Here is a 19504-nt window from a genome sequence, read left to right as displayed (position 1 = left end):
ATCACGTCGCAAGGGGAAGCGTTCCTGCTCTCTAGTGGTATTTTGAATGAGCAGACGACAAAAGACTACTCAGCAAAATTAGATGATCTCAAACTACTCTACCATCTAGAAACCGCGCCAGAAGCCGCACCCAATGGTCAGGAAATCGGTAAAATTCTTCGCTTAAAAGGATTTGAGTCGTCAGGTGATGCGGAAAAGCAAGCCATAGTATTGAAAGAGCATGGCTTGAACTTTTCTCCAAGATTCTCAGCGCAAGATGGTTACGACACCACAGGGCCATTTGATATTAGCCTGTTGCGCGTCGATCTAAACCAATATCAAGGTAAAGTGGCGAGTGTTCTTGCTAACGATAAAATCACCACAGCAGAAACCGTCTCAAGCATGGCGGAGCGTAATCAAGCGCTGGCAGCGATCAATGGCGGCTTCTTTGCCTTTAACGATCAAGTGGGTGATTTTGGTGCACCTGCGGGTTTGTACGTCAAAGATGGTCAATTGCTGCGAGAAGCGGCGAACCTGCGACCTGTTCTGATCATTGATAACTCAGGCAAGCACTCTAAAGTGTCGATTGGCAATTCAGTTACTACCGAAGTGCTGCTTAACATCAACGGAAATACCGTTCGTATTGATGGTATTAACCGCAAGCCGGGTGTGATCCTCAACTGTGGTGGGCTTGATGATACGCCTTCGACTGAAGCGATTCATGACTTCGTTTGTACCGATGATAGCGAGATCATCGTTTATAATTCCGCTTATGCCGCGCAAACCCCGCAAGGGGAAGGCCAAGAGATCGTAATTGATACTAATGGCAAGGTGGTTGAGGTGTTAATGAAGCGCGGCAGTGCGATTAACGCAGGCTTTAGCTACGTGCAACTGACCGGTGATTCCAAACTGAATGTCAAACTTGGTGATAACCTCACGCTGGCGAGCAAAGTAGTGGTTGATGGTGAAGAGGTTCAATTGCGTAAAGGCGTGTCCATGCTCAACGCGGGCCCTAGCCTTGTCACCAATTTCGCGATCGATATTGCTTCTCGCAACACGCAGGGTTTTAACCCTTACCCGTCAACGGGCGATCACGCTGGTTCTCAAGATGATGACGGTTTAGGAGTGAGCGGCGCGATGGAAAACCGCGAAGGGTTTTACAACGGTTGGGTATTGCGCCGTCACCCACGTACGGCACTAGGCGTAACAGACAATAACGTCTTATACGCCGCAGTGGTTTACGGCCGTGCGCCAACAGTAACAGAAGGCGCAAGCATTACGGATGTGGCGGCGGTGATGGAAGCCCTAGGGACTAAGAATGCCATCAACCTTGATGGTGGCGGTTCCTCGATGATGGTAATCGACGGCAAGCGCACAGGCTCTTCTTCTGACGCCAGCGAAAGGGAAGTCTCCGACGCGATTATCTTTACGCGCTAAGCGTATTCAAAGCATCAAGCACTAAGCGCCTTCGGGCGCTTTTTTTGGTTTTTGGCTGATAGATTAACTAAACTTCGCCACTTCCTTAATACAAGGACACACACCATAAAAATAACTATCTTGAGCAGATGTAGTAAGGTAAATAAAAAGGACAGACGCTACATAAAGAAATCATGATGTCGAGGCTGCGAGCACTCTAAAGGTTGTCGCTACTCTGCAAATTCGTTGTTCATTTGGCGTTTATCTAGCGGAAAAATACGATGTTGGATAAAAGGAGTGAGGTAGGAACGAACGGAGATTAACCAATACGGTTATTTGTTGGTATTGATCGTTTTATGAAGAGAAAAAATGTCGTTATTCAACCATCTAAGCGAAATAGATGTAGTCGCTTTTTGTTTAAGTGACTTCTTGCTGGCTCGATAGTGCAGAGACAACCAACCGCTGTACTGCGATGTCGCTCTAGTTCGGTACAGGCTTTGAGCCAGTTGTGTTGGTTTAGGTTGAGCCGTTGCAGTATCGGCGGAGCGCTGGCCTCTAAACAAGCTTTGTCCTCTCGAAATTGGCGCGCACTCCAATCCACCAGTTCAATATAATCCATCAGTCGAAAGGGAATGCCATCGAGTTTTTCGTTGGTTGGATTGCCAACAAATGGAGGCAGGCAAGGTGCGGTTTCTTGTTGATGGTTTAGCGCCTCCAATCTGGCTTGTATCGAAGTAAATTCTGAGGTTTCTGGCGTTTTGGCAATCCCTGCTCTTAGTGGATTTAAATCAACATAAGCCATCGCTGCGGCGAGTGCTTGTTCATCGAGCAATGCCTGACTTTTAAAGCGGCTTTCCCAAAAATGGCCTGTGCAACCTTCTTCTCTATTGGCTTGGCAGGCAATATCAAAATTGAGCTCTTTCATAAACCAGCTAAGGCTCCATAAGCGAGAGCGCCAAGCGTCGATGATTGACAGGCAAGTTTCTGTTTCCGCCTTACTGGTTAGTTGCCCTGAAAACCAACGTGCAACAAGGCTTGGAAGTTTGTGCTCTTGCTGCCAGCGCTCGACCACTTCATGGTTAGACAGCGTAGTTGCCTTGTCTCGATTGATATGCACGACCAGATGATAGTGGTTGCTCATAATCGCATAGGCACAAATATCGATGCAGTAGACTTGTGAGAGTGCATATATTTTTTTCTTGATCCACTCGCGGCGATGCTCAAAGTTTTGCTTGGTTAGCGGGTCAATGCCACACAATAAACTGCGCCTAACGCAGCGAGAAACGCAGTGATAGTAGGGTGTTGCATCGACGGATATCTGTTGTTTTCTAGCTGTCGTCATTGTTGGTCTCGAGTGGTGTTTTACCTCTCAAGAATAAAAGTCTGAAAGAGAGCAGCAAGACTTAATGGCCGAACTTACCACGAGGTTATCAGCAAACCATACTTTGGTTACTTTATGGTGTGTGTCCTCGTAGGAGATACACAGGACGGACGCCATTAAAATAATGATGATGATGAGGTTTCTTTAGGATGTCTGTCCCTTTTAGCCTTTTCGAGATATTTTAGTTCTTGGGGCTGTTGCGAGTAGAGATTGGCGATTTACGAGCTATGGTAGGAAGATTGAGTCTGTATTAACGTTCCGAGAAGAAGGTCATAAAATCGAAATCATAAATGAAGAATTGTGGGATGCGCTTACATTCCTTGCTTAGTTTTTATGTCGGTATACCCCCTACTAAAAAGGCGCTCATGAATACAACAAGCGCCTTTTCCATATCGAACATAAACTCGGCTTACAACAACTGGCCATCCACCAATACTGCTTGTGATTGATAATCGTTAGAGAGTACCGTTGCTGCGGCGCGGTAGCCCGGTTTGAGTTGGCCTAATTGAGTTAGGTTCATCGCTTGGGCAGGATAGGTTGAGGCCATTCGCAGCGCTTCTGCTTCATCGATGCCCCATGCAATCACATTGGCGACTGATTCATCCATTCCGATGTGTGCGCCCGCTAAGCGACCTTCGCTGTTGACCAATTTATTATCGATCACCTCGATAACTTGCCCATCAAGTTCAAAACGGTTGGTTTCACTGCCAAGTGTGGCCATCGCGTCGGTGACGATTAAGAGCTTACCTGCAGGTTTTACCTTTTGCGCCAGCATCACATTGTTTGGGTGTACGTGAATACCGTCTGTAATGATGGAGCACCAAGCATGGTCAGTGTGCAGTGCTGTGCCAATGACACCGGGTTCTCGCCCTTCAAATGCTGACATGGCATTGAAAAGGTGCGTAAAGCCATCAATGCGGCTGAGTTTGCGCGGGGTTAATTGTGCGGCGGTGGCATTGCTATGGCCGCAAGAGAGAGTTACGCCTTGTTGCTTTAGCCAATCGAGCGTTTCATCACTCATGTTCTCCACTGCGGCTGTGACCAATACTTTGGCCTGTTTTGGCCAAGGAAAATCAGCGAGATCATTGATAGTAGGAGAGTAAAATAACTCAGCGTTATGCGCGCCTTTTTTCTCTTTGCTTAGCCATGGGCCTTCAAGGTGTACGCCAATCACGCCTAGAACATGTGCTTCAATCGCTTGTTCGGTGGCGGTTAATGCTTGGCTAATGTCTTGCGGGGTAGAGCTGATCAGCGTTGGCAATAGGTACGCCGTGCCATGTTTGCGGTGTGCGCGACAAATGGTATCAATCGCGCTGGCGCTGATGTCGCTATTAAACATCACATCGCCGCCACCGTTAACTTGTAAATCAATAAAGCCCGGTGCAATTAAGGCATCGGCATAATGTTGATGCTCAATATCGCTAGGCAATTCGGCAATCGGCAGGATCGCTTCAATCACATCGTTATTCCAAATGAGTGCGGCATCGTGATGGTAATGAGTTCCATCAAAAAGACGTGCAGCAGAAATGGCTTTCATTCCCATAATTAGTCCTTATTAAATTGGAAAGCAGCGCCGAGCAAGCAGGCGTCATAATCACCTTGAGCGGCAATGATCGGCACTTGGAATGCGTGTGGACGCTGAGCAATATGTTTAACGACACGGGCTAAATATCCACTGGCAAGGCCGACCCCACCACCTAATACGATAACATCTAAATCAAGGGTAGCTTTAAGGTTACAGCATAAGGTGGCAATGGCTTGCGCACTAGCTTGGACAATCGCTTCCGCTTGCGGTTCATCGGGAGCGCGCTTAAACAGTTCAACATTGCTGATTGGCGGGTGAAACGTTTCGTGACTATGACGTTGAATCGCGGTACCAGAAGCGATAGCTTCCACGCAGCCGACTTGGCCGCAGCCACACTGCGGGCCGTTAGGATCTATCGAGAAGTGACCCACATGACCTGCAAGGCCAGTGGCACCACTGTGCAACTTACCATCAATAATGATACCGCCACCCACGCCAGTGGAAACGGTAATAAACGCCATATTACGCGCAGGTTGAGGTAGTTTGACATACTCATACCAAGCCGCGGCTTGAGCATCATTTAGCATAGCAACAGGTTTGTTGGTTAGGCTTTCAAGAGCCGCGGCCAATGGGAATGGTGCAGGGAAGGCAAGGGTATCGGGGTTAATGGCCGAGATACCCTGCTCGGTAACGAGTCCAGTGGTAGAGATGCCAATTCGGGTTGCACGATCAAGCCAATCTGCCGCTTGTTCAAGGATCATTGCTGCAAATTGGCTCGCTTCTTTTACTGTTGGAGTTGGGAACTGACGACGTTCAACAATGGCATCGCCGTGTACCAAACCAATTGCGATCTTTGTGCCGCCGATATCAATTGCCAGTGTGTTTTTCGCCAGTGCCGACATTAACGCTCTCCTACTGCTTGTGTGGCTGAATTAAACCAGTCAATCATCACTTCTAAGCGAGTCAGTGCTGAACCGACGGTTACCGCTACAGCGCCATGAGCGATAGCTTGAGCTGCGAGCTCTGGGGTGTTGTAACGACCTTCGGCCATGGTAAAGAATCCCGCTTGGGAAAACTGTTTCACCAGTTGCAAATCTGGTTCGGTTGGCTCTTCACCACCAACATAACCCGACAAAGTAGAGCCAATAATATCAACCCCAACTTCGTTGGCCCAAAGACCATCTTCAAAATTTGAGCAGTCCGCCATAGCAAAACAACCGCTTTCTTGGATCGCTTTAGCAATCACATCACGACTTTCTGGGCGCTCGCGATTGGTCGCGTCAAAAGCGATTATTGTCGCACCTGCTTCAGCCAGTGAAGCAACATCACAAAGGTAAGGGGTAATGCGTACAGGACTGTCCGTTAAATCACGTTTCACAATCGCAATAATTGGTAGATTAACTGCACGCGAAACGGCAGCCACATTGGCAACACCTTCAATGCGCAGCGCTTTTGCTCCTGCTTGTTCTGCCGCTTGTGCCATTGCGACGATGAATTCGGTTTTTTCTAATGGGCTATCTGGCACTGGTTGAATCGAAACGACAGTTTGACCTTGGAGTTGCTCTTTTAACTGGTTGATATTTATATTTTTTGTTCTCACGTTTGGCCTCTCAATAAGACATTTCACAGCGGATTTATAGTGACTAAAAATCCATCACATTCGTCGAGCTAGGGTGTAGGAATCATATCTCTGACGAATTTTTGTCCGCGATCACATTTCAATAAAAGTTGGTTTGAAAATAATCTTCATCGCAATAATAATCCATAACGAAGATTTTTTTCAAACAAAATAAAAACTTTTTTCAAATACGTGAAACTTGGTCAATAAAAGTCTTGGTTTAGAAAAATCGAGGCTAAAAAAACAAAAAGGGAACACTATGAAAGCCATTAACAAGATTACTCTCGCTATGCTTGCTTTAGGTTGTGCTGTCTCTGCTCAAGCGGCGACAACACTTAAAATGGGTATGCAACCTTCTGTTGGGTCAGTGGAATACACGTCGGCAAAAATGCTGGCAGACACGATTGAAGAGCTTAGTAACGGCGAAATGAAAGTGGCACTTTACCCAAGCGCACAACTCGGTGATGACCGTGCGATGCTGCAACAACTTTCGATGGGTGATTTGGATATCACTTACGCTGAGTTTGGTCGTATGGGCCTATGGATACCGCGTGCTGAGGCGGTTATGTTGCCTTACGTAGTGCGTGATTTTGCACACCTACAACGTATTTTTAATTCAGATTTTGGTCAAGAGATCCGCGGCGAAATGTTAACCAAGTTTAACTGGCGCGCATTGGATACTTGGTACAACGGCACACGCGAAACCTCTTCTAACCGTCCACTTAACAGCATTGAAGACTTTAAAGGTCTGAAGCTGCGCGTTCCGAATGCTAAAGCTAACTTGAACTTCGCCAAACTATCAGGTGCATCACCAACGCCAATGGCTTTCTCTGAAGTGTATCTAGCACTACAAACCAACGCGGTTGATGGCCAAGAAAACCCATTACCAGCGATCAAAACCATGAAGTTCTATGAAGTTCAGGCCAACCTTGCGATGACCAATCACATCGTAAACGACCAAATGGTGATCATCTCTGAAACGACGTGGCAAGGCTTGAATGAAGTACAGCGTGACATTGTCACTAAAGCAGTAGCAAAAGCGGGTGAAGCACATACCGCTTTTGTTGAGAAACAAGAAGCTGAGCTGATTTCTTACTTTGAAGCGGAAGGCGTAACCGTGACTTACCCAGAGCTTTCACCATTCCGTGAAGCGATGCAGCCTCTCTACACCGAGTTTGAAGAGCAAGTTGGTCAACCGGTAGTGAAACAGCTTGCGGCAATGTAAGCATCGCTACTCAAGTTTGATCTTAAGTTAAGTGTCAATTTCTAGGCTGGTCGAGACTGGCCAGCCGTGGAGTTCAAAATGTTACGCAAGATAATCGACAATATTGAAGAAATCATCACCGTGCCGCTCATGGCAGCATTGTTAGTGGTATTGACTTGGCAGATTGGTAGCCGTTGGCTACTGAACGATCCTTCGTTGTGGAGTGAAGAGCTTGCAAGGGTTCTTTTCATGTACATGTGCATGATTGGTTGTGCGATGGCGCTGAAACGTGGCTCGCATGTAAACATCACTTTTTTCTCTGATAAGTTGCCTGAGAAAACCCGTTTAGCTTTAGTGTTGTCATTGGAATTTGCCGTTCTTCTTTCTATTTTCGCCATTGTTTATCTCGGCTATCAACATGTACAGCGCACCGCCTTTTTTGAGCTAATCACACTAGGTGTATCAAGCAGTTGGCAAACCTATGCTCTGCCGATTGGTGGGGTGTTTATGGTGTTTAGACAAGTACAAAAGATGGTAGGCATTGCGAAGCAGTTTTCTACCAGTAGTAATGATGCAGCAGCATCTGACTCACAGATGGCTGAGAGGTAATCGATCATGGCAACTTCAATTTTTGGCTGGTTAGGTCTGCTATTTGCAGGGATGCCAGTAGGATTCTCGCTTATTTTTGTCGCACTGATTTTCTTATTGGTGACAGGCAGTCCAGGTATCAACTTTGCGGCCCAGCAAATGATCACTGGTGTTGATAACTTTACCCTGCTTTCTGTACCGTTTTTTGTTTTAACTGGTCACCTAATGAATAGCGCTGGGATTACAGAACGTATTTTTAATTTCGCTAAATCAATGATGGGTCATATCACGGGCAGTCTTGGTCACGTGAACATCATGGCGAGTTTATTGTTCTCTGGCATGTCAGGTTCGGCACTTGCTGATGCCGGCGGCTTAGGCCAGCTAGAGATTAAATCGATGCGTGATGCGAAATATGATGATGATTTCGCTGGCGGTTTAACGGCTGCATCATGCATTATCGGCCCACTGGTACCACCTTCAATCCCTTTAGTTATCTACGGTGTGGTCTCGGGTACGTCAATCGGTGCTCTGTTCTTAGCCGGTGCGATTCCGGGCTTGATGTGCTGTGCGGCTTTGATGGTGATGAGCTACTACATCTGTAAAAAACGCGGCTACATGGTATTGCCTCGTGCAACGGGTCGTGAGCGTTTGATTGCTTTCAAAGAAGCGTTCCTATCGCTATTGACGCCAATCATCATTATCGGCGGTATCTTCTCAGGCAAATTCACCCCAACAGAAGCGGCGGCGGTTTCTTCTCTTTACGCTTTGTTCTTAGGCACCGTGGTTTACAAGCAGCTAACGCTTGAGAACTTTGTCGAAATCTTGAAAGAGACAGTAAACAACACCGCGGTTGTAGCTCTGATGGTGATGGGCGTAACCGTATTTGGTTGGATTGTGGCGCGTGAACAGCTCCCACAAATGCTGGCAGATTTCTTCTTAACGATTAGTGACAACCCGCTAGTGCTGTTGCTACTGATCAACTTACTGCTGTTGTTCTTGGGTACGTTTATCGAGTCACTTGCGCTACTACTACTGTTGGTACCATTCCTTGTGCCAGTGGCGGTTTCAGTGGGTATTGACCCTGTTCACTTTGGTGTCATGGCTATTTTGAACCTGATGATCGGTATCTTAACGCCACCAATGGGTATGGCGCTGTATGTGGTGTCGCGTGTTGGTGACATTCCATTCCACGTGCTTACTCGTGGTGTGTTGCCACTGCTTGTGCCGCTGTTTATCGTGTTGGCGCTAGTGGCGGTATTCCCTCAATTTACTCTGCTGTTGCCTGAGATCTTCCTCGGCTACGGCCAATAACAATTACTCTACTTGTATGGTGATGAGCCGGACGCTCCGGCTCTAACTCTCTAGGATATAAAAATGAAAAAACTAACTGGTCTTATTGCTGCTCCACATACTCCATTTGATATCAACAACAAAGTGAACTTTGGCGCGATTGACCAAATTGCCGAAGTCTTGATTGCACAAGGCGTAAAAGGTGCTTACGTGTGTGGCACTACTGGTGAAGGTATCCACTGTTCAGTGGAAGAGCGTAAAGCGATTGCTGAGCGCTGGGTAAAAGCGGCGGATGGCAAACTGGATCTGATTTTACACACGGGCGCATTGAGTATTACTGATGCGATTGAACTGACAGAGCATGCAGAAACATTGGATATTTTAGCGACTTCAGCCATCGGTCCTTGCTTCTTCAAGCCAGGTTCAGTGGATGATTTGGTGGAATATTGCGCGCAAATCGCAGCCGCTGCGCCGTCAAAAGGCTTTTACTACTACCACTCTGGTATGTCTGGGGTGAATCTTGACCTTGAGCAGTTCCTTATCAAAGGTGGCGAGCGCATTGAAAACCTATCGGGCGCGAAGTTCAACAATGTTGACCTGTATGAATACCAACGTTGCGTTCGCGTTGCTAATGGTAAATACGATATTCCTTTTGGTGTTGATGAGTTCCTACCTGCTGGCCTAGCGGTGGGCGCGGTAGGCGCTGTGGGTAGTACTTATAACTACGCAGCACCACTGTACTTAGAAATTATTGAAGCATTTAACCGTGGCGACCAAGCAAAAGTGGCAGCGCTGATGGATAAAGTGATCGCGATTATTCGTGTATTGGTTGAATACGGCGGTGTGGCGGCGGGTAAAGTCGCAATGCAACTGCATGGTATTGATGCCGGTAACCCACGTACGCCAATCCGCTCATTGACCGATGCGCAAAAAGCGGATGTGTTAGCGAAAATGCGCGATGCGGGTTTCATGAACCTGTAATCAGTAAAAAGCAGTGCGTTACGCGAATAGCCGAGTAAATCTCTAACTGCGTCGCAGCATGTAAGAAAAACCAACTTGCATGCTGCCTTTTAGAGCAAATAGCAGCAATTAATTCGTGGTGGATGTGTCAAAGTGACCGTCACTTTGTTACTTTTAGCGGTCAAAACAAGCATAGAAGAGGCACCTGTGAATACGCCTAAAAATTTGTTGGTTCGATTGCGTTCAAATATAGAACCGCTGAGTAAGAAATTACGCCAAGTCGCGGACTATATCCTAGAAAATGCCAATGACGTTCAATACCAAACGATCACGGATTTGGCACGTAATACCGAAACAAGTGAAGCCACAGTCGTGCGCTTGTGTAGAGATATGGGCTACAAAGGCTATTCTGATTTTCGTATGGCTCTGGCGGTGGGTTTATCGCAAACCCAAGAGCGTCAGCCACAAGAATCTGATGGTGATATTTGTGAAGTATCAGCCCAAAGTGCATCAGCGAGTTTGCTTGATACCGCGCAACTGATCGATCGCAAAGCGCTTAAACGTATTTGTGATTTGGTGCATAACGCGAGCTTTATTAGTTGTGTCGGCGTTGGTGCTTCGAGCATTGTTGGCCGTTATCTTGCGTTCCGTTTATTACGAATCGGCAAGAAGGTCACCATGTATGAGGACACGCATCTTGCGGCAATGAATGCGGTAAGAAGCCAATCGGGGGATTTGTGGTTTGCCGTATCCAGCTCGGGCTCGACGCGCGAAGTGATCCATGCGGCAACACAAGCTCATACGCGCAATGTGCCAGTGGTGGCGTTGACGAATATCAGCCATAGCCCATTGAGTGCGATTTGCTCAGAGATGTTGGTGGCAGCAAGACCGGAAGGCCCACTAACGGGTGGTGCATTTGCCTCGAAAGTGGGGGCATTGCTACTGGTGGATGTACTGGTCAATAGCTTGTTAGAAGAGCACCCAGAGTATTCTGAATCGGTACTGGAAACCGCGGAAGTGGTTGTACCGTTACTCAAGTAATCGTCTAATTATTTTAGCCTGCCAAAGAGCGGGCTTTATTTTGCTTTTTTAGTGGAGAAAAAATTCTTCTAAACGTGTGGTTGTGGAAAATATTTTTGTTAATGCGAATGCCGAGCTCGATGTGATCGAGAGGGCAATCAGCTCATAATAAGGAAATCAATAACATGAAACCATTAACCCCTGTATTACTTACACTACCTTTGCTTGCTGCTTTCTCTGCGGCTTCTTATGCCAATCAAACTTGGCCTGATTTACCCAACGGCGTGAAAAATGGTGTTGGTGCGCAAATAGATTCAAAGATTTATGTTGGGCTTGGTTCAATGGGCAAACAATTTTATATGCTTGATCTGCAGCAGCTGGATAAAGGCTGGCAGCCACAAGCGGACTTTTCTGGCCCTGCACGTGATGGTGCGACCGCAAGCGTGATTAACGATGATATCTATATTTTTGGTGGTTCAGGTAAAGTAGACAGCAAGGCTGCGTCACCGATTATTTTTGAAACAGTTTATCGCTTTGATACCGATGCCAATACGTGGTCGCAAGTGAATACCAAGGCGCCAGTTGGGCTACTCGGTGCGGCTTCCTACTCACCAGATAATCAACAGATCGTTTTCTTTGGTGGTTACAACAAGGGATTGTTTGATCAATACCTGCATGACGTGATCACCACCGATAAAAACGCCACTCCGGAAAAATGGCAGAAGATCGTCGACGATTTTATGGGCATGAAGCCGGTTGATTACCAATGGAATCGACAAGTACTGAGTTACAACCCAAGTTCGAATCAGTGGCAGGATCTTGGTTCTTCGCCGTATTTACCGAACTGTGGGGCAGCCTTAGTGGTCGAAGATCAAAATGCGTTGATCATTAGCGGTGAAATTAAGCCCGGCCTGCGTACGGCAGAAGTGAAATCGTATCAATTTGGTGAAAGCCAGCCATGGATAAGTGAGCATCCACTACCGACTCCAGAGTCTCAGTTGCAACAAGAAGGGGTCGCAGGAGCCTTTGCTGGCACCAGTAATGGAGTTGTGCTGGTGGCGGGTGGTGCTAATTTCCATGGTGCTAAGTTAGCCTTTGATAAGGGCAATATGTTTGCCCACAACGGCCTAGCGAAAGCCTTTAATGCCGAAACCTACGTGTTTAATCAAGGTGCGTGGCAGCAAGATAAAAACCTGACAGAGCCGCTTGCCTATGGCTTGTCCTTTACCGTTAACGATGGCGTGTTGCTGGTTGGCGGTGAGAAACCAGATAGTTCGGCCAGTACCAAAGTAACCAAGTTAACTTGGAATGGTCAGCATGTAGAACAACAGGATTAAACAATGAAGATTCAGTTCACACAGTTAGCGGCGTTGCCTGCTGGATTGAAAAACGGCGTGGGATTTAGCCACATCGTAAGCTCTGATATTAGCACCGAGGTTATTTATGCAGGGCTTGGTAGCTTAGGCCAGCAGTGGCTATCGTTTGATATGGACGGTGGCTCGGATTGGCAAGCAAAAGCGCCGTTTCCCGGTGTGGCGCGTAATGACGCCGTGTGCATTCCAGTAGAGGGTGGCTGTTATGTTTTCTCTGGTGCCGGTGTCGCGGAAGGTGGCGATTACACTACCGTACTGGATGATGGTTATTACTACGATTGCCAACAAGACAGTTGGCAACAAGTCGCAATGACGACTCCGGTTGGATTGCTCGGTGGTGTAGGTTTCGCTCTCGATAGTGATAACTTGGCTTTTGTTGGCGGCTATAACAAAGCGGTTTTCGATGGCTTAATGGCACAGCTTAACGAGCCGTTAATTGCCAATGATGCCGATGCGAAACAAGCGTGTTTAGTCCAGTTTATGTCCCAATCGATTGATGACTATCAATGGAACGACAAAGTTTATGGTTACCAACTGAGTACTCAGCAGTGGCATGTGATTGCGAACAATCCTTTCCAAGCGAACTGCGGTGCAGGCGTCTTCCGCCATGGTGATCGTTTAACCTTAGTTGAAGGGGAAGTGAAGCCGGGTCTACGCAGCTTACACTCCAAGCAATTGCAGTTCAAAGAGGGCAAAGTGGTGGAGTCGATGTACCTACCATCGATTCATGACCTGCACCCAAGCCATGAAGGTGTGGCAGGGGCGTACTGTGGTGAACTGAATGGTCAATGGATAGTGGCTGGTGGTGCATTTTTCATTGGTAGCCAACACAAATACCAGCAAGGGCAGTGGTATAGTCATCAAGGACTAAGCAAAACCTTCGATAGTAAGGTTTGGTGCTTCGATGGCGCAAAATGGCAGCACATTGCTGATTTACCGCAAGGCTGTGCTTATGGCGTCGCAATGACGACCAAACAAGGCATGATAGTTGTCGGTGGTGAATCTGCACAAGGTGAGGCTATGACTGAGTGTTACCTTGCTCAGGTGGAGTGATTCACCTGAGCAAAGCTCAGTATTTGCATACCGTGTGTAGCAACGAATCCAAAGAGAGCCATTGTGCTCTCTTTTTTTCTATATGGGCTACTCGGTTCTCGATGGTGCTTGTTGTAATAACTGCTGGTAAAAAGCAGAGGCAGCAGGACCGGTTTTTGCCCCTTTGGGCAGGGTGATGTGCAGTGCCACTTGATAGCGTTCAGATTGCTCTAAACTGACGACTTTAATCTTGTCGCTGTTGCGATGTTCAACCACATGGAGAGGTAGGCGACAAAAGCCGACGCCTTGCTCTACTGCCCGAAAAGCATGGTCAAAGTTATCAACCGTGATGCGCTGGCGAGACTTTAACCAACCAACATCACGCTTGTTGGCTGGACTATCACCCAAATCACGCACCACGATCTGGCAGGTGGTGGCAAAGTCAGCCAAGCAAAGAGAGGATTTACTCGCTAGCGGATGATGGCTTGCAATGACCGGCACCATGGTGGTGGTACCAAAGGCTTCGGCAGGGTAGTTGGTGATAGGTAAATTGATAATGGCAATATCGGCTTGCTCATTCACCACGACTTCGGTGGTTTTGCTCAGTGAAGTTTCTATCACCTGAATGGAGGTTGCACTATTCGCGGCCAAGAATTGCTGCATCGGTTGATAAAGCCAATTTGGGTCGCAGAGATGATCGATAGCCACAGTGATCTGTGATTCCATGCCACTACTGAGCTGTTGGCTGATCATTTCTAACTCACGCGCCTGCTCTAACATCGAATGGGCGCGGCGTAATAACGTTTTACCATGTTCGGTTAATACCGCGCGTCGGCCTTGTACCGCCACGAGCTCTATACCTAACTGCTCTTCTAATTTTCTAACGGCATAGATAAGCGTGGTGTGGCTTTTATTTAGCGTGACGGCGGCTGCTTGTATGCTGCCTGCTTGGTCGATTTGGTGCAGCGTTTGCCACTGCTCTAAGGTCGTTTTAAGTCTCATTGGTCAATTTTTTCGACAGTTGATGGCAAAATTATGAACTTTATTGTCAGTTTTATAAAGGCAATAATCTTTTCATCGAAACATAATGATTATTGAGAAAGGAACAAAGAGATGGCGAAATTACTGCAAGTTGATTTTGATTTTCAAGGTCCATTTGGTGAAGAGATGGTGCAGGCAATGACAGGGCTCGCAGAGTCGATTAATCAAGAGCCGGGTATGATTTGGAAGATCTGGACGCAAAGTGAGAAAGAGCAACTGGGTGGGGGTATCTATTTGTTTGAAGATCAAGCCTCAGCTCAGCGTTACTTAGAGATGCACTCTGCACGTTTGCAACAAATGGGTATTAGCAATATTAGAGGTATTATCTTCGATATTAATCAACCACTTAGCGAGATAAATCGCGCGCCGTTAGCTTAATGAACTCCGCCCAATTCACACTGTAAATCATATTGTTGCTGACAAAAGAAACGAGTGATGCGTTTGCTGTCAGCAACTTAAAAGAAATATTAAGATGAACAATAAAACTTTTTTAACTCTCCACGGTGCCATTTACACCACGTTTGCTTTCGCGTTGTTTTTTATTCCTAGCTTGATGTGGCCAGTCTATGGCGTTGAGATTAATGATCAATATGCGTATTTTCTTTCGCAACATACGTCAATATTTCTTGGCGGTATTGCCGCGATCAGTTTGATGATGCGTAATATTGATTCAGTTCAAGCGATGCATCAACTGCTCAAAGCGCTACTGGTGACCAACCTACTTGGTGTGGTGATCACGACTTACGCGGGTGTGACCGGTATTTTTGCCGGCTTTGGTTGGAGCGATCCTGCCTTCTTTGCGGTATTGAGTGTGGTGACATTCCTACAGTACAACAAGAGTCGTGGCTAATTTATCGTTAACTGCTTGCTCAATATAGCGCGCTAAGCTCTGTTCCAGCCCTACTGATGCTATGTCAGTAGGGCTTTTTTGTTTTATTCCCCAGTTACAACGGGGTTATACCTTAGTCTAAATTGTCGACAATCTTCTTGATTGTCGTTGTTTGGATAGTCTACTTTGTATTCAAGTTAACAAATTGTTGACACTTTGTGTGTTGTGGTCGCTTCGCAATACCAGTAGTCAATTGAGAATTTAATATGAATATTGAAGTCAATCCGTCCCATTTAAACACGGACAAAGAGAGCAGTAAGTCAGTCACGCTAACCGCATCACTGGTGGAGTCGCTGGTGGAAGCGATTGTCAGTGGCCAAATCGCTGCCGGCAGCAAGATCTCAGAGCCTGAACTGGCGAAACACTATCAAGTCAGCCGCGGGCCGTTGCGTGAAGCCATCATGCGTCTTGAAGGGTTGGGATTGATTGAGCGTGCCGCCCATGTTGGGGCGCGAGTCATTACTCTAAGCCCGGCAAAATTGGTTGAGTTGTACGCAGTACGTGAGGCCTTAGAAGGGATGGCGGCACGTCTAGCTGCGCGCCATATTCAACAACCAGAGATTCTGGCTTTGGAGCTTTTGTTAACCAAGCACTCTAATCATATTGATGAAGTCGAGGGGGCTTCTTACTTTCATCAACACGGTGATTTTGATTTTCATTACCGCATCATTAAGGCTAGCCGCAATCAAAAGCTCATCACCTTGCTGTGCGACGAGCTTTATCATCAACTGCGTATGTATCGCTTCCAATCTCCACGTTCACAATCGCGTCCGAAAGAGGCGCTCAACGAACATAAATTCATTTTACAAGCGATCCGCACTCGCGATGAAGAGCTGGCTGAAATGTTGATGAGACGTCATATCTCAGGCAGTCGTAAATTAATCGAACAACAAATTTCTCTTGCTGAAAATAACTAGGCTGCCATTCGCTAGCATAGGCCAAATAAGGATATCACCATGAACTTATCCCCCGGAGCGAAGTTTCGACTCGCCGTAGAAAATAACCATCCATTGCAAATTGTCGGCACCATCAATCCCTATTGCGCCATGATGGCGAAAAACATCGGCCACCAAGCGATCTATCTTTCTGGTGGCGGCATTGCCAATGCCTCATACGGTTTACCCGATCTCGGTATTACTACCTTAAACGATGTGTTGGTGGATGTAGAACGCATCACCAATGCCTGTGATTTGCCGTTATTGGTCGATATCGATACTGGCTTTGGCGGTGCGTTCAATATTGCTCGGACCATTAGAGCGATGGAAAAAGCCGGTGTTGCTGCGGTGCACATGGAAGATCAAGTCGCGCAGAAGCGCTGTGGTCATCGCCCCAACAAAGCGATTGTCAGTCAGCAAGAAATGGTCGATCGCATTAAAGCCGCGGTCGATGCTCGCAGTGATGCCAGTTTCGTCATTATGGCGCGTACCGATGCGTTGGCAGTAGAAGGAATGGAGAGTGCGATTCAACGTGCGATTGCCTATGTTGAAGCAGGGGCAGATATGATTTTCCCTGAGGCGGTGAATGAGCTTGGCCAGTACGTGAAGTTTTCTAATGCGCTTGCTAAAGCGTGCGGTAAGCATGTACCGATCTTGGCGAATATCACCGAGTTTGGCCAAACGCCACTGTATGGCGGTGAAGAGCTGGCTGAAGCTAGGGTGGATATGGTGCTTTATCCGTTAAGTGCGTTTCGTGCCATGAACAAAGCTGCAGAGTTGGTCTACCAGCACCTGCTTGAAGTGGGTAACCAAGAAGCGCTATTGGGCTCGATGCAAACGCGTAAAGAGCTCTACGCCCACCTCGATTATCACGCTTATGAAGATAAGCTCGACAGTCTGTTTTCGCTAGAGGATGAGGTCGCACCAGAGGCGAAGTAACCACTTACTTAATACCGTCTGTCCCAATAAAAATCAGGCTAATTAATAAGTAGTTACTCAACAAATAACTATTCAACAAATAAGTCAGCAAATTACTAATAACGTGAAACCGTCTGGTGACGATAAAGCATCCCAATAGAGGATAACTCGCCAGACAGAAAAGGAGTTCAACATGCCTTCTACACAAGCAATTGATGCAACAACAACGGGCGCAGGTCTGCGTGGCCAAAGCGCAGGAAGTACTGCGTTATGTACGGTAGGAAAATCGGGCACGGGCCTGACTTATCGTGGCTATGATATTACCGATCTGGCTAACAATGCTCAGTTTGAAGAAGTGGCGCATTTGCTACTGCGCGGTCATCTACCTAATCAACAAGAGCTGGACAACTACAAAACCCATCTGATTGCGCTGCGGGGTTTACCACTGCAGCTTAAGCATGCGTTAGAGCTGATTCCTGCTGATGCTCATCCAATGGATGTAATGAGAACCGGCTGCTCAATGCTAGGTAATTTAGAGCAAGAAGTCGATTTTTCTCAGCAGTTAACTGCCACAGAGCGAATGTTGGCACTTTTCCCTGCAATGATTTGTTATTGGTATCGCTTTAGCCACGATGGTGTACGTATCGATACAGACGATCAGAGCCAAGATTCGCTAGGGGGATACTTCTTAAAAATGCTCACCGATAAAGAGCCTACTGACATGCAAAAACAGGTAATGCATTGCTCGCTGATTTTATACGCAGAGCATGAATTTAATGCTTCTACCTTTGCAGCTCGCGTTTGTGCTTCAACGCTGTCCGATATTCATTCATGCGTGACGGCAGCCATCGGCACCTTGCGTGGGCCTTTGCATGGTGGCGCAAATGAAGCCGCAATGGCGATGATTGAAAATTGGCAAACCCCAGATGAAGCCGAGCAAAATATCCTCAAAATGTTGCAAGATAAAGACAAGATCATGGGCTTTGGCCATGCCATTTATCGAGAAAGCGATCCGCGTAATGCTTTGATTAAACGTTGGGCAAAAGATCTCTCTCAAGTAGTGGGTGATACCCATTTATATGCGGTATCAGAACGTGTTGAAGCGGTGATGAAACGTGAGAAAGATTTGTTTTGCAATGCCGATTTTTTTCCATGCTTCGACTTATCATTTCATGGATATTCCGACCAAATTATTTACCCCAATCTTTGTGATGAGCCGTTTAACGGGTTGGGCGGCACATGTCTATGAGCAGCGCGAGAACAACCGCATCATTCGCCCTAGCGCCGATTACACTGGCCCTGATTATCAGCCATGGATACCGATATCTCAGCGATAAGTTGCATCTTGGTAAGTAAAGTACTGCCCAGTAAGCGGCAGTGAATGGGATTAAATCGAATAGGAACTCGGTTATGAGCATAAACAGCCAATATCGCAAGCCGCTAATAGCAACAGATTTAGATTATTTTGACGCGCGAGAAGCGGTCAATGCCATCACGGCAAACGCATATCAAGCGCTGCCTTACACTTCTCGTGTATTGGCAGAGCAACTAGTGCGTCGCTGCGATCCAGCAATGTTAGAGGCGAGCTCAAAACAATTGATTGAGCGTAAGCGTGATTTGGATTTTCCATGGTATCCAGCACGGGTGGTGTGCCATGACATTCTCGGCCAAACGGCTTTAGTTGATCTGGCTGGTCTACGCGATGCGATTGCCGAGCAAGGTGGCGATCCGGCCAAGGTGAATCCGGTGGTGGAAACTCAGTTGATCGTTGATCACTCGTTGGCGGTTGAGCATGCTGGCTTTGATCCTGAAGCCTTTACGAAAAACCGCGCGATAGAAGATCGTCGCAATCAAGATCGCTTTCATTTCATCGAGTGGTGTAAAACGGCGTTTGAAAACGTCAGCGTGATCCCAGCGGGTAACGGCATCATGCACCAGATCAATCTCGAGAAGATGTCGCCAGTGGTGCAAGTTAAACAAGGGGTTGCTTACCCTGATACTTGTGTCGGGACAGACAGCCATACTCCACATGTGGATGCGCTGGGTGTGATTGCGATTGGTGTGGGTGGCCTTGAAGCAGAAACCGTGATGCTGGGGCGACCATCAATGATGCGTCTGCCGGATATTGTCGGCGTGAAAATGACAGGACAGCGCCAAGCGGGTATTACCGCCACCGATATTGTGTTGGCCATGACTGAGTTTCTGCGTAATGAGCGCGTTGTATCGTGCTATTTGGAGTTTTTTGGCGAAGGGGCGCGAGCGCTAACAATCGGAGATCGTGCAACGATTTCCAATATGACGCCAGAATACGGTGCCACAGCCGGCATGTTCTATA

General features: G+C 47.1%; 18 protein-coding genes and 1 pseudogene. 14 read left to right on the top strand and 5 right to left on the bottom strand.

Features of this window, described 5'->3' with window-relative positions; all coding sequences use genetic code 11:
• A partial coding sequence (locus tag RH85_RS06640; RefSeq protein ID WP_006711436.1) for a phosphodiester glycosidase family protein occupies positions 1–1416 on the top strand: 1416 nt, incomplete at its 5' end.
• Between the two features lie 358 nt (positions 1417–1774).
• Here RH85_RS06640 and RH85_RS06635 read toward each other — a convergent pair.
• From RH85_RS06635 to RH85_RS06620, 4 genes are all read right to left on the bottom strand, one after another.
• Positions 1775–2653, bottom strand: a complete 879-nt coding sequence (locus tag RH85_RS06635; protein ID WP_006711435.1) for a transposase — start codon at positions 2651–2653, stop codon at positions 1775–1777.
• 532 nt (positions 2654–3185) lie between these two features.
• Positions 3186–4319, bottom strand: a complete 1134-nt coding sequence (gene nagA / locus RH85_RS06630) for an N-acetylglucosamine-6-phosphate deacetylase (protein WP_006711434.1) — start codon at positions 4317–4319, stop codon at positions 3186–3188.
• A gap of 2 nt (positions 4320–4321) precedes the next feature.
• Positions 4322–5203, bottom strand: coding sequence for an N-acetylmannosamine kinase (locus tag RH85_RS06625; RefSeq protein ID WP_006711433.1), 882 nt, complete (start codon positions 5201–5203; stop codon positions 4322–4324).
• Positions 5203–5886, bottom strand: coding sequence for a putative N-acetylmannosamine-6-phosphate 2-epimerase (locus tag RH85_RS06620; RefSeq protein WP_420895795.1), 684 nt, complete (start codon positions 5884–5886; stop codon positions 5203–5205). Before RH85_RS06620 ends, RH85_RS06625 begins: the two co-directional genes overlap by 1 nt.
• A gap of 292 nt (positions 5887–6178) precedes the next feature.
• Between RH85_RS06620 and RH85_RS06615 the strand changes: the two genes are divergently transcribed.
• From RH85_RS06615 to RH85_RS06585, 7 genes are all read left to right on the top strand, one after another.
• Positions 6179–7144 (top strand): sialic acid TRAP transporter substrate-binding protein SiaP, encoded by a 966-nt coding sequence (locus RH85_RS06615; protein ID WP_006711431.1) that lies wholly within the window; start codon positions 6179–6181, stop codon positions 7142–7144.
• A 66-nt stretch (positions 7145–7210) separates the two neighbouring features.
• Positions 7211–7732 (top strand): TRAP transporter small permease, encoded by a 522-nt coding sequence (locus tag RH85_RS06610; RefSeq protein ID WP_174269570.1) that lies wholly within the window; start codon positions 7211–7213, stop codon positions 7730–7732.
• 6 nt (positions 7733–7738) lie between these two features.
• Positions 7739–9022, top strand: a complete 1284-nt coding sequence (locus tag RH85_RS06605; RefSeq protein ID WP_006711429.1) for a TRAP transporter large permease — start codon at positions 7739–7741, stop codon at positions 9020–9022.
• 63 nt (positions 9023–9085) lie between these two features.
• The gene (locus RH85_RS06600; protein ID WP_005596408.1) at positions 9086–9982 is read left to right on the top strand and encodes a dihydrodipicolinate synthase family protein; all 897 of its coding nucleotides are present in this window, start codon (positions 9086–9088) and stop codon (positions 9980–9982) included.
• 186 nt (positions 9983–10168) lie between these two features.
• A complete protein-coding gene (locus RH85_RS06595) occupies positions 10169–11002 on the top strand; it encodes a MurR/RpiR family transcriptional regulator (protein ID WP_039948778.1) in 834 nt (277 codons plus the stop codon).
• A 164-nt stretch (positions 11003–11166) separates the two neighbouring features.
• The gene (locus tag RH85_RS06590; protein WP_006711427.1) at positions 11167–12318 is read left to right on the top strand and encodes an N-acetylneuraminate epimerase; all 1152 of its coding nucleotides are present in this window, start codon (positions 11167–11169) and stop codon (positions 12316–12318) included.
• 3 nt (positions 12319–12321) lie between these two features.
• On the top strand, positions 12322–13407 hold the full coding sequence (locus RH85_RS06585; protein ID WP_006711426.1) for a YjhT family mutarotase: 1086 nt from the start codon (positions 12322–12324) through the stop codon (positions 13405–13407).
• Between the two features lie 87 nt (positions 13408–13494).
• Here RH85_RS06585 and RH85_RS06580 read toward each other — a convergent pair whose 3' ends face one another.
• Positions 13495–14388 carry a LysR family transcriptional regulator gene (locus RH85_RS06580; protein WP_006711425.1) on the bottom strand — a complete coding sequence of 298 codons (894 nt, stop codon included), beginning with the start codon at positions 14386–14388 and terminating at the stop codon, positions 13495–13497.
• Between the two features lie 111 nt (positions 14389–14499).
• Here RH85_RS06580 and RH85_RS06575 point away from each other — a divergent pair, with 111 nt between their 5' ends.
• The 6 genes and pseudogenes from RH85_RS06575 to RH85_RS06550 all read left to right on the top strand — a co-directional run.
• Positions 14500–14805 (top strand): monooxygenase, encoded by a 306-nt coding sequence (locus tag RH85_RS06575; protein ID WP_006711424.1) that lies wholly within the window; start codon positions 14500–14502, stop codon positions 14803–14805.
• Positions 14806–14899: 94 nt separating this feature from the next.
• Positions 14900–15277: a hypothetical protein gene (locus tag RH85_RS06570; protein ID WP_006711423.1), complete on the top strand. Its 378-nt coding sequence runs from the start codon at positions 14900–14902 to the stop codon at positions 15275–15277.
• Between the two features lie 245 nt (positions 15278–15522).
• Positions 15523–16233 carry a GntR family transcriptional regulator gene (locus RH85_RS06565; protein WP_006711422.1) on the top strand — a complete coding sequence of 237 codons (711 nt, stop codon included), beginning with the start codon at positions 15523–15525 and terminating at the stop codon, positions 16231–16233.
• 39 nt (positions 16234–16272) lie between these two features.
• Positions 16273–17190: a methylisocitrate lyase gene (gene prpB, locus RH85_RS06560; RefSeq protein ID WP_006711421.1), complete on the top strand. Its 918-nt coding sequence runs from the start codon at positions 16273–16275 to the stop codon at positions 17188–17190.
• 172 nt (positions 17191–17362) lie between these two features.
• Positions 17363–18506: pseudogene (gene prpC / locus RH85_RS06555) on the top strand (bifunctional 2-methylcitrate synthase/citrate synthase).
• Positions 18507–18579: 73 nt separating this feature from the next.
• The coding region (locus RH85_RS06550; protein WP_006711420.1) for an aconitase family protein at positions 18580–19504 on the top strand (925 nt) is incomplete at its 3' end.

Origin of the sequence: Vibrio ichthyoenteri ATCC 700023 (assembly GCF_000222605.1) — a bacterium.
GTDB classification, from domain to species: domain Bacteria; phylum Pseudomonadota; class Gammaproteobacteria; order Enterobacterales; family Vibrionaceae; genus Vibrio; species Vibrio ichthyoenteri.
This window is presented reverse-complemented; position numbering and strand designations above follow the sequence as displayed.

Coding starts and splice junctions, on each gene's coding strand:
- RH85_RS06605 (WP_006711429.1), top strand. CDS start 7,739: ATGGCAACTTCAATTTTTGGCTGGTTAGGTCTGCTATTTGCAGGGATG.
- RH85_RS06565 (WP_006711422.1), top strand. CDS start 15,523: ATGAATATTGAAGTCAATCCGTCCCATTTAAACACGGACAAAGAGAGC.
- nagA (WP_006711434.1), bottom strand. CDS start 4,319: ATGGGAATGAAAGCCATTTCTGCTGCACGTCTTTTTGATGGAACTCAT.
- RH85_RS06585 (WP_006711426.1), top strand. CDS start 12,322: ATGAAGATTCAGTTCACACAGTTAGCGGCGTTGCCTGCTGGATTGAAA.
- prpB (WP_006711421.1), top strand. CDS start 16,273: ATGAACTTATCCCCCGGAGCGAAGTTTCGACTCGCCGTAGAAAATAAC.
- RH85_RS06600 (WP_005596408.1), top strand. CDS start 9,086: ATGAAAAAACTAACTGGTCTTATTGCTGCTCCACATACTCCATTTGAT.
- RH85_RS06625 (WP_006711433.1), bottom strand. CDS start 5,203: ATGTCGGCACTGGCGAAAAACACACTGGCAATTGATATCGGCGGCACA.
- RH85_RS06590 (WP_006711427.1), top strand. CDS start 11,167: ATGAAACCATTAACCCCTGTATTACTTACACTACCTTTGCTTGCTGCT.
- RH85_RS06615 (WP_006711431.1), top strand. CDS start 6,179: ATGAAAGCCATTAACAAGATTACTCTCGCTATGCTTGCTTTAGGTTGT.
- RH85_RS06575 (WP_006711424.1), top strand. CDS start 14,500: ATGGCGAAATTACTGCAAGTTGATTTTGATTTTCAAGGTCCATTTGGT.
- RH85_RS06570 (WP_006711423.1), top strand. CDS start 14,900: ATGAACAATAAAACTTTTTTAACTCTCCACGGTGCCATTTACACCACG.
- RH85_RS06580 (WP_006711425.1), bottom strand. CDS start 14,388: ATGAGACTTAAAACGACCTTAGAGCAGTGGCAAACGCTGCACCAAATC.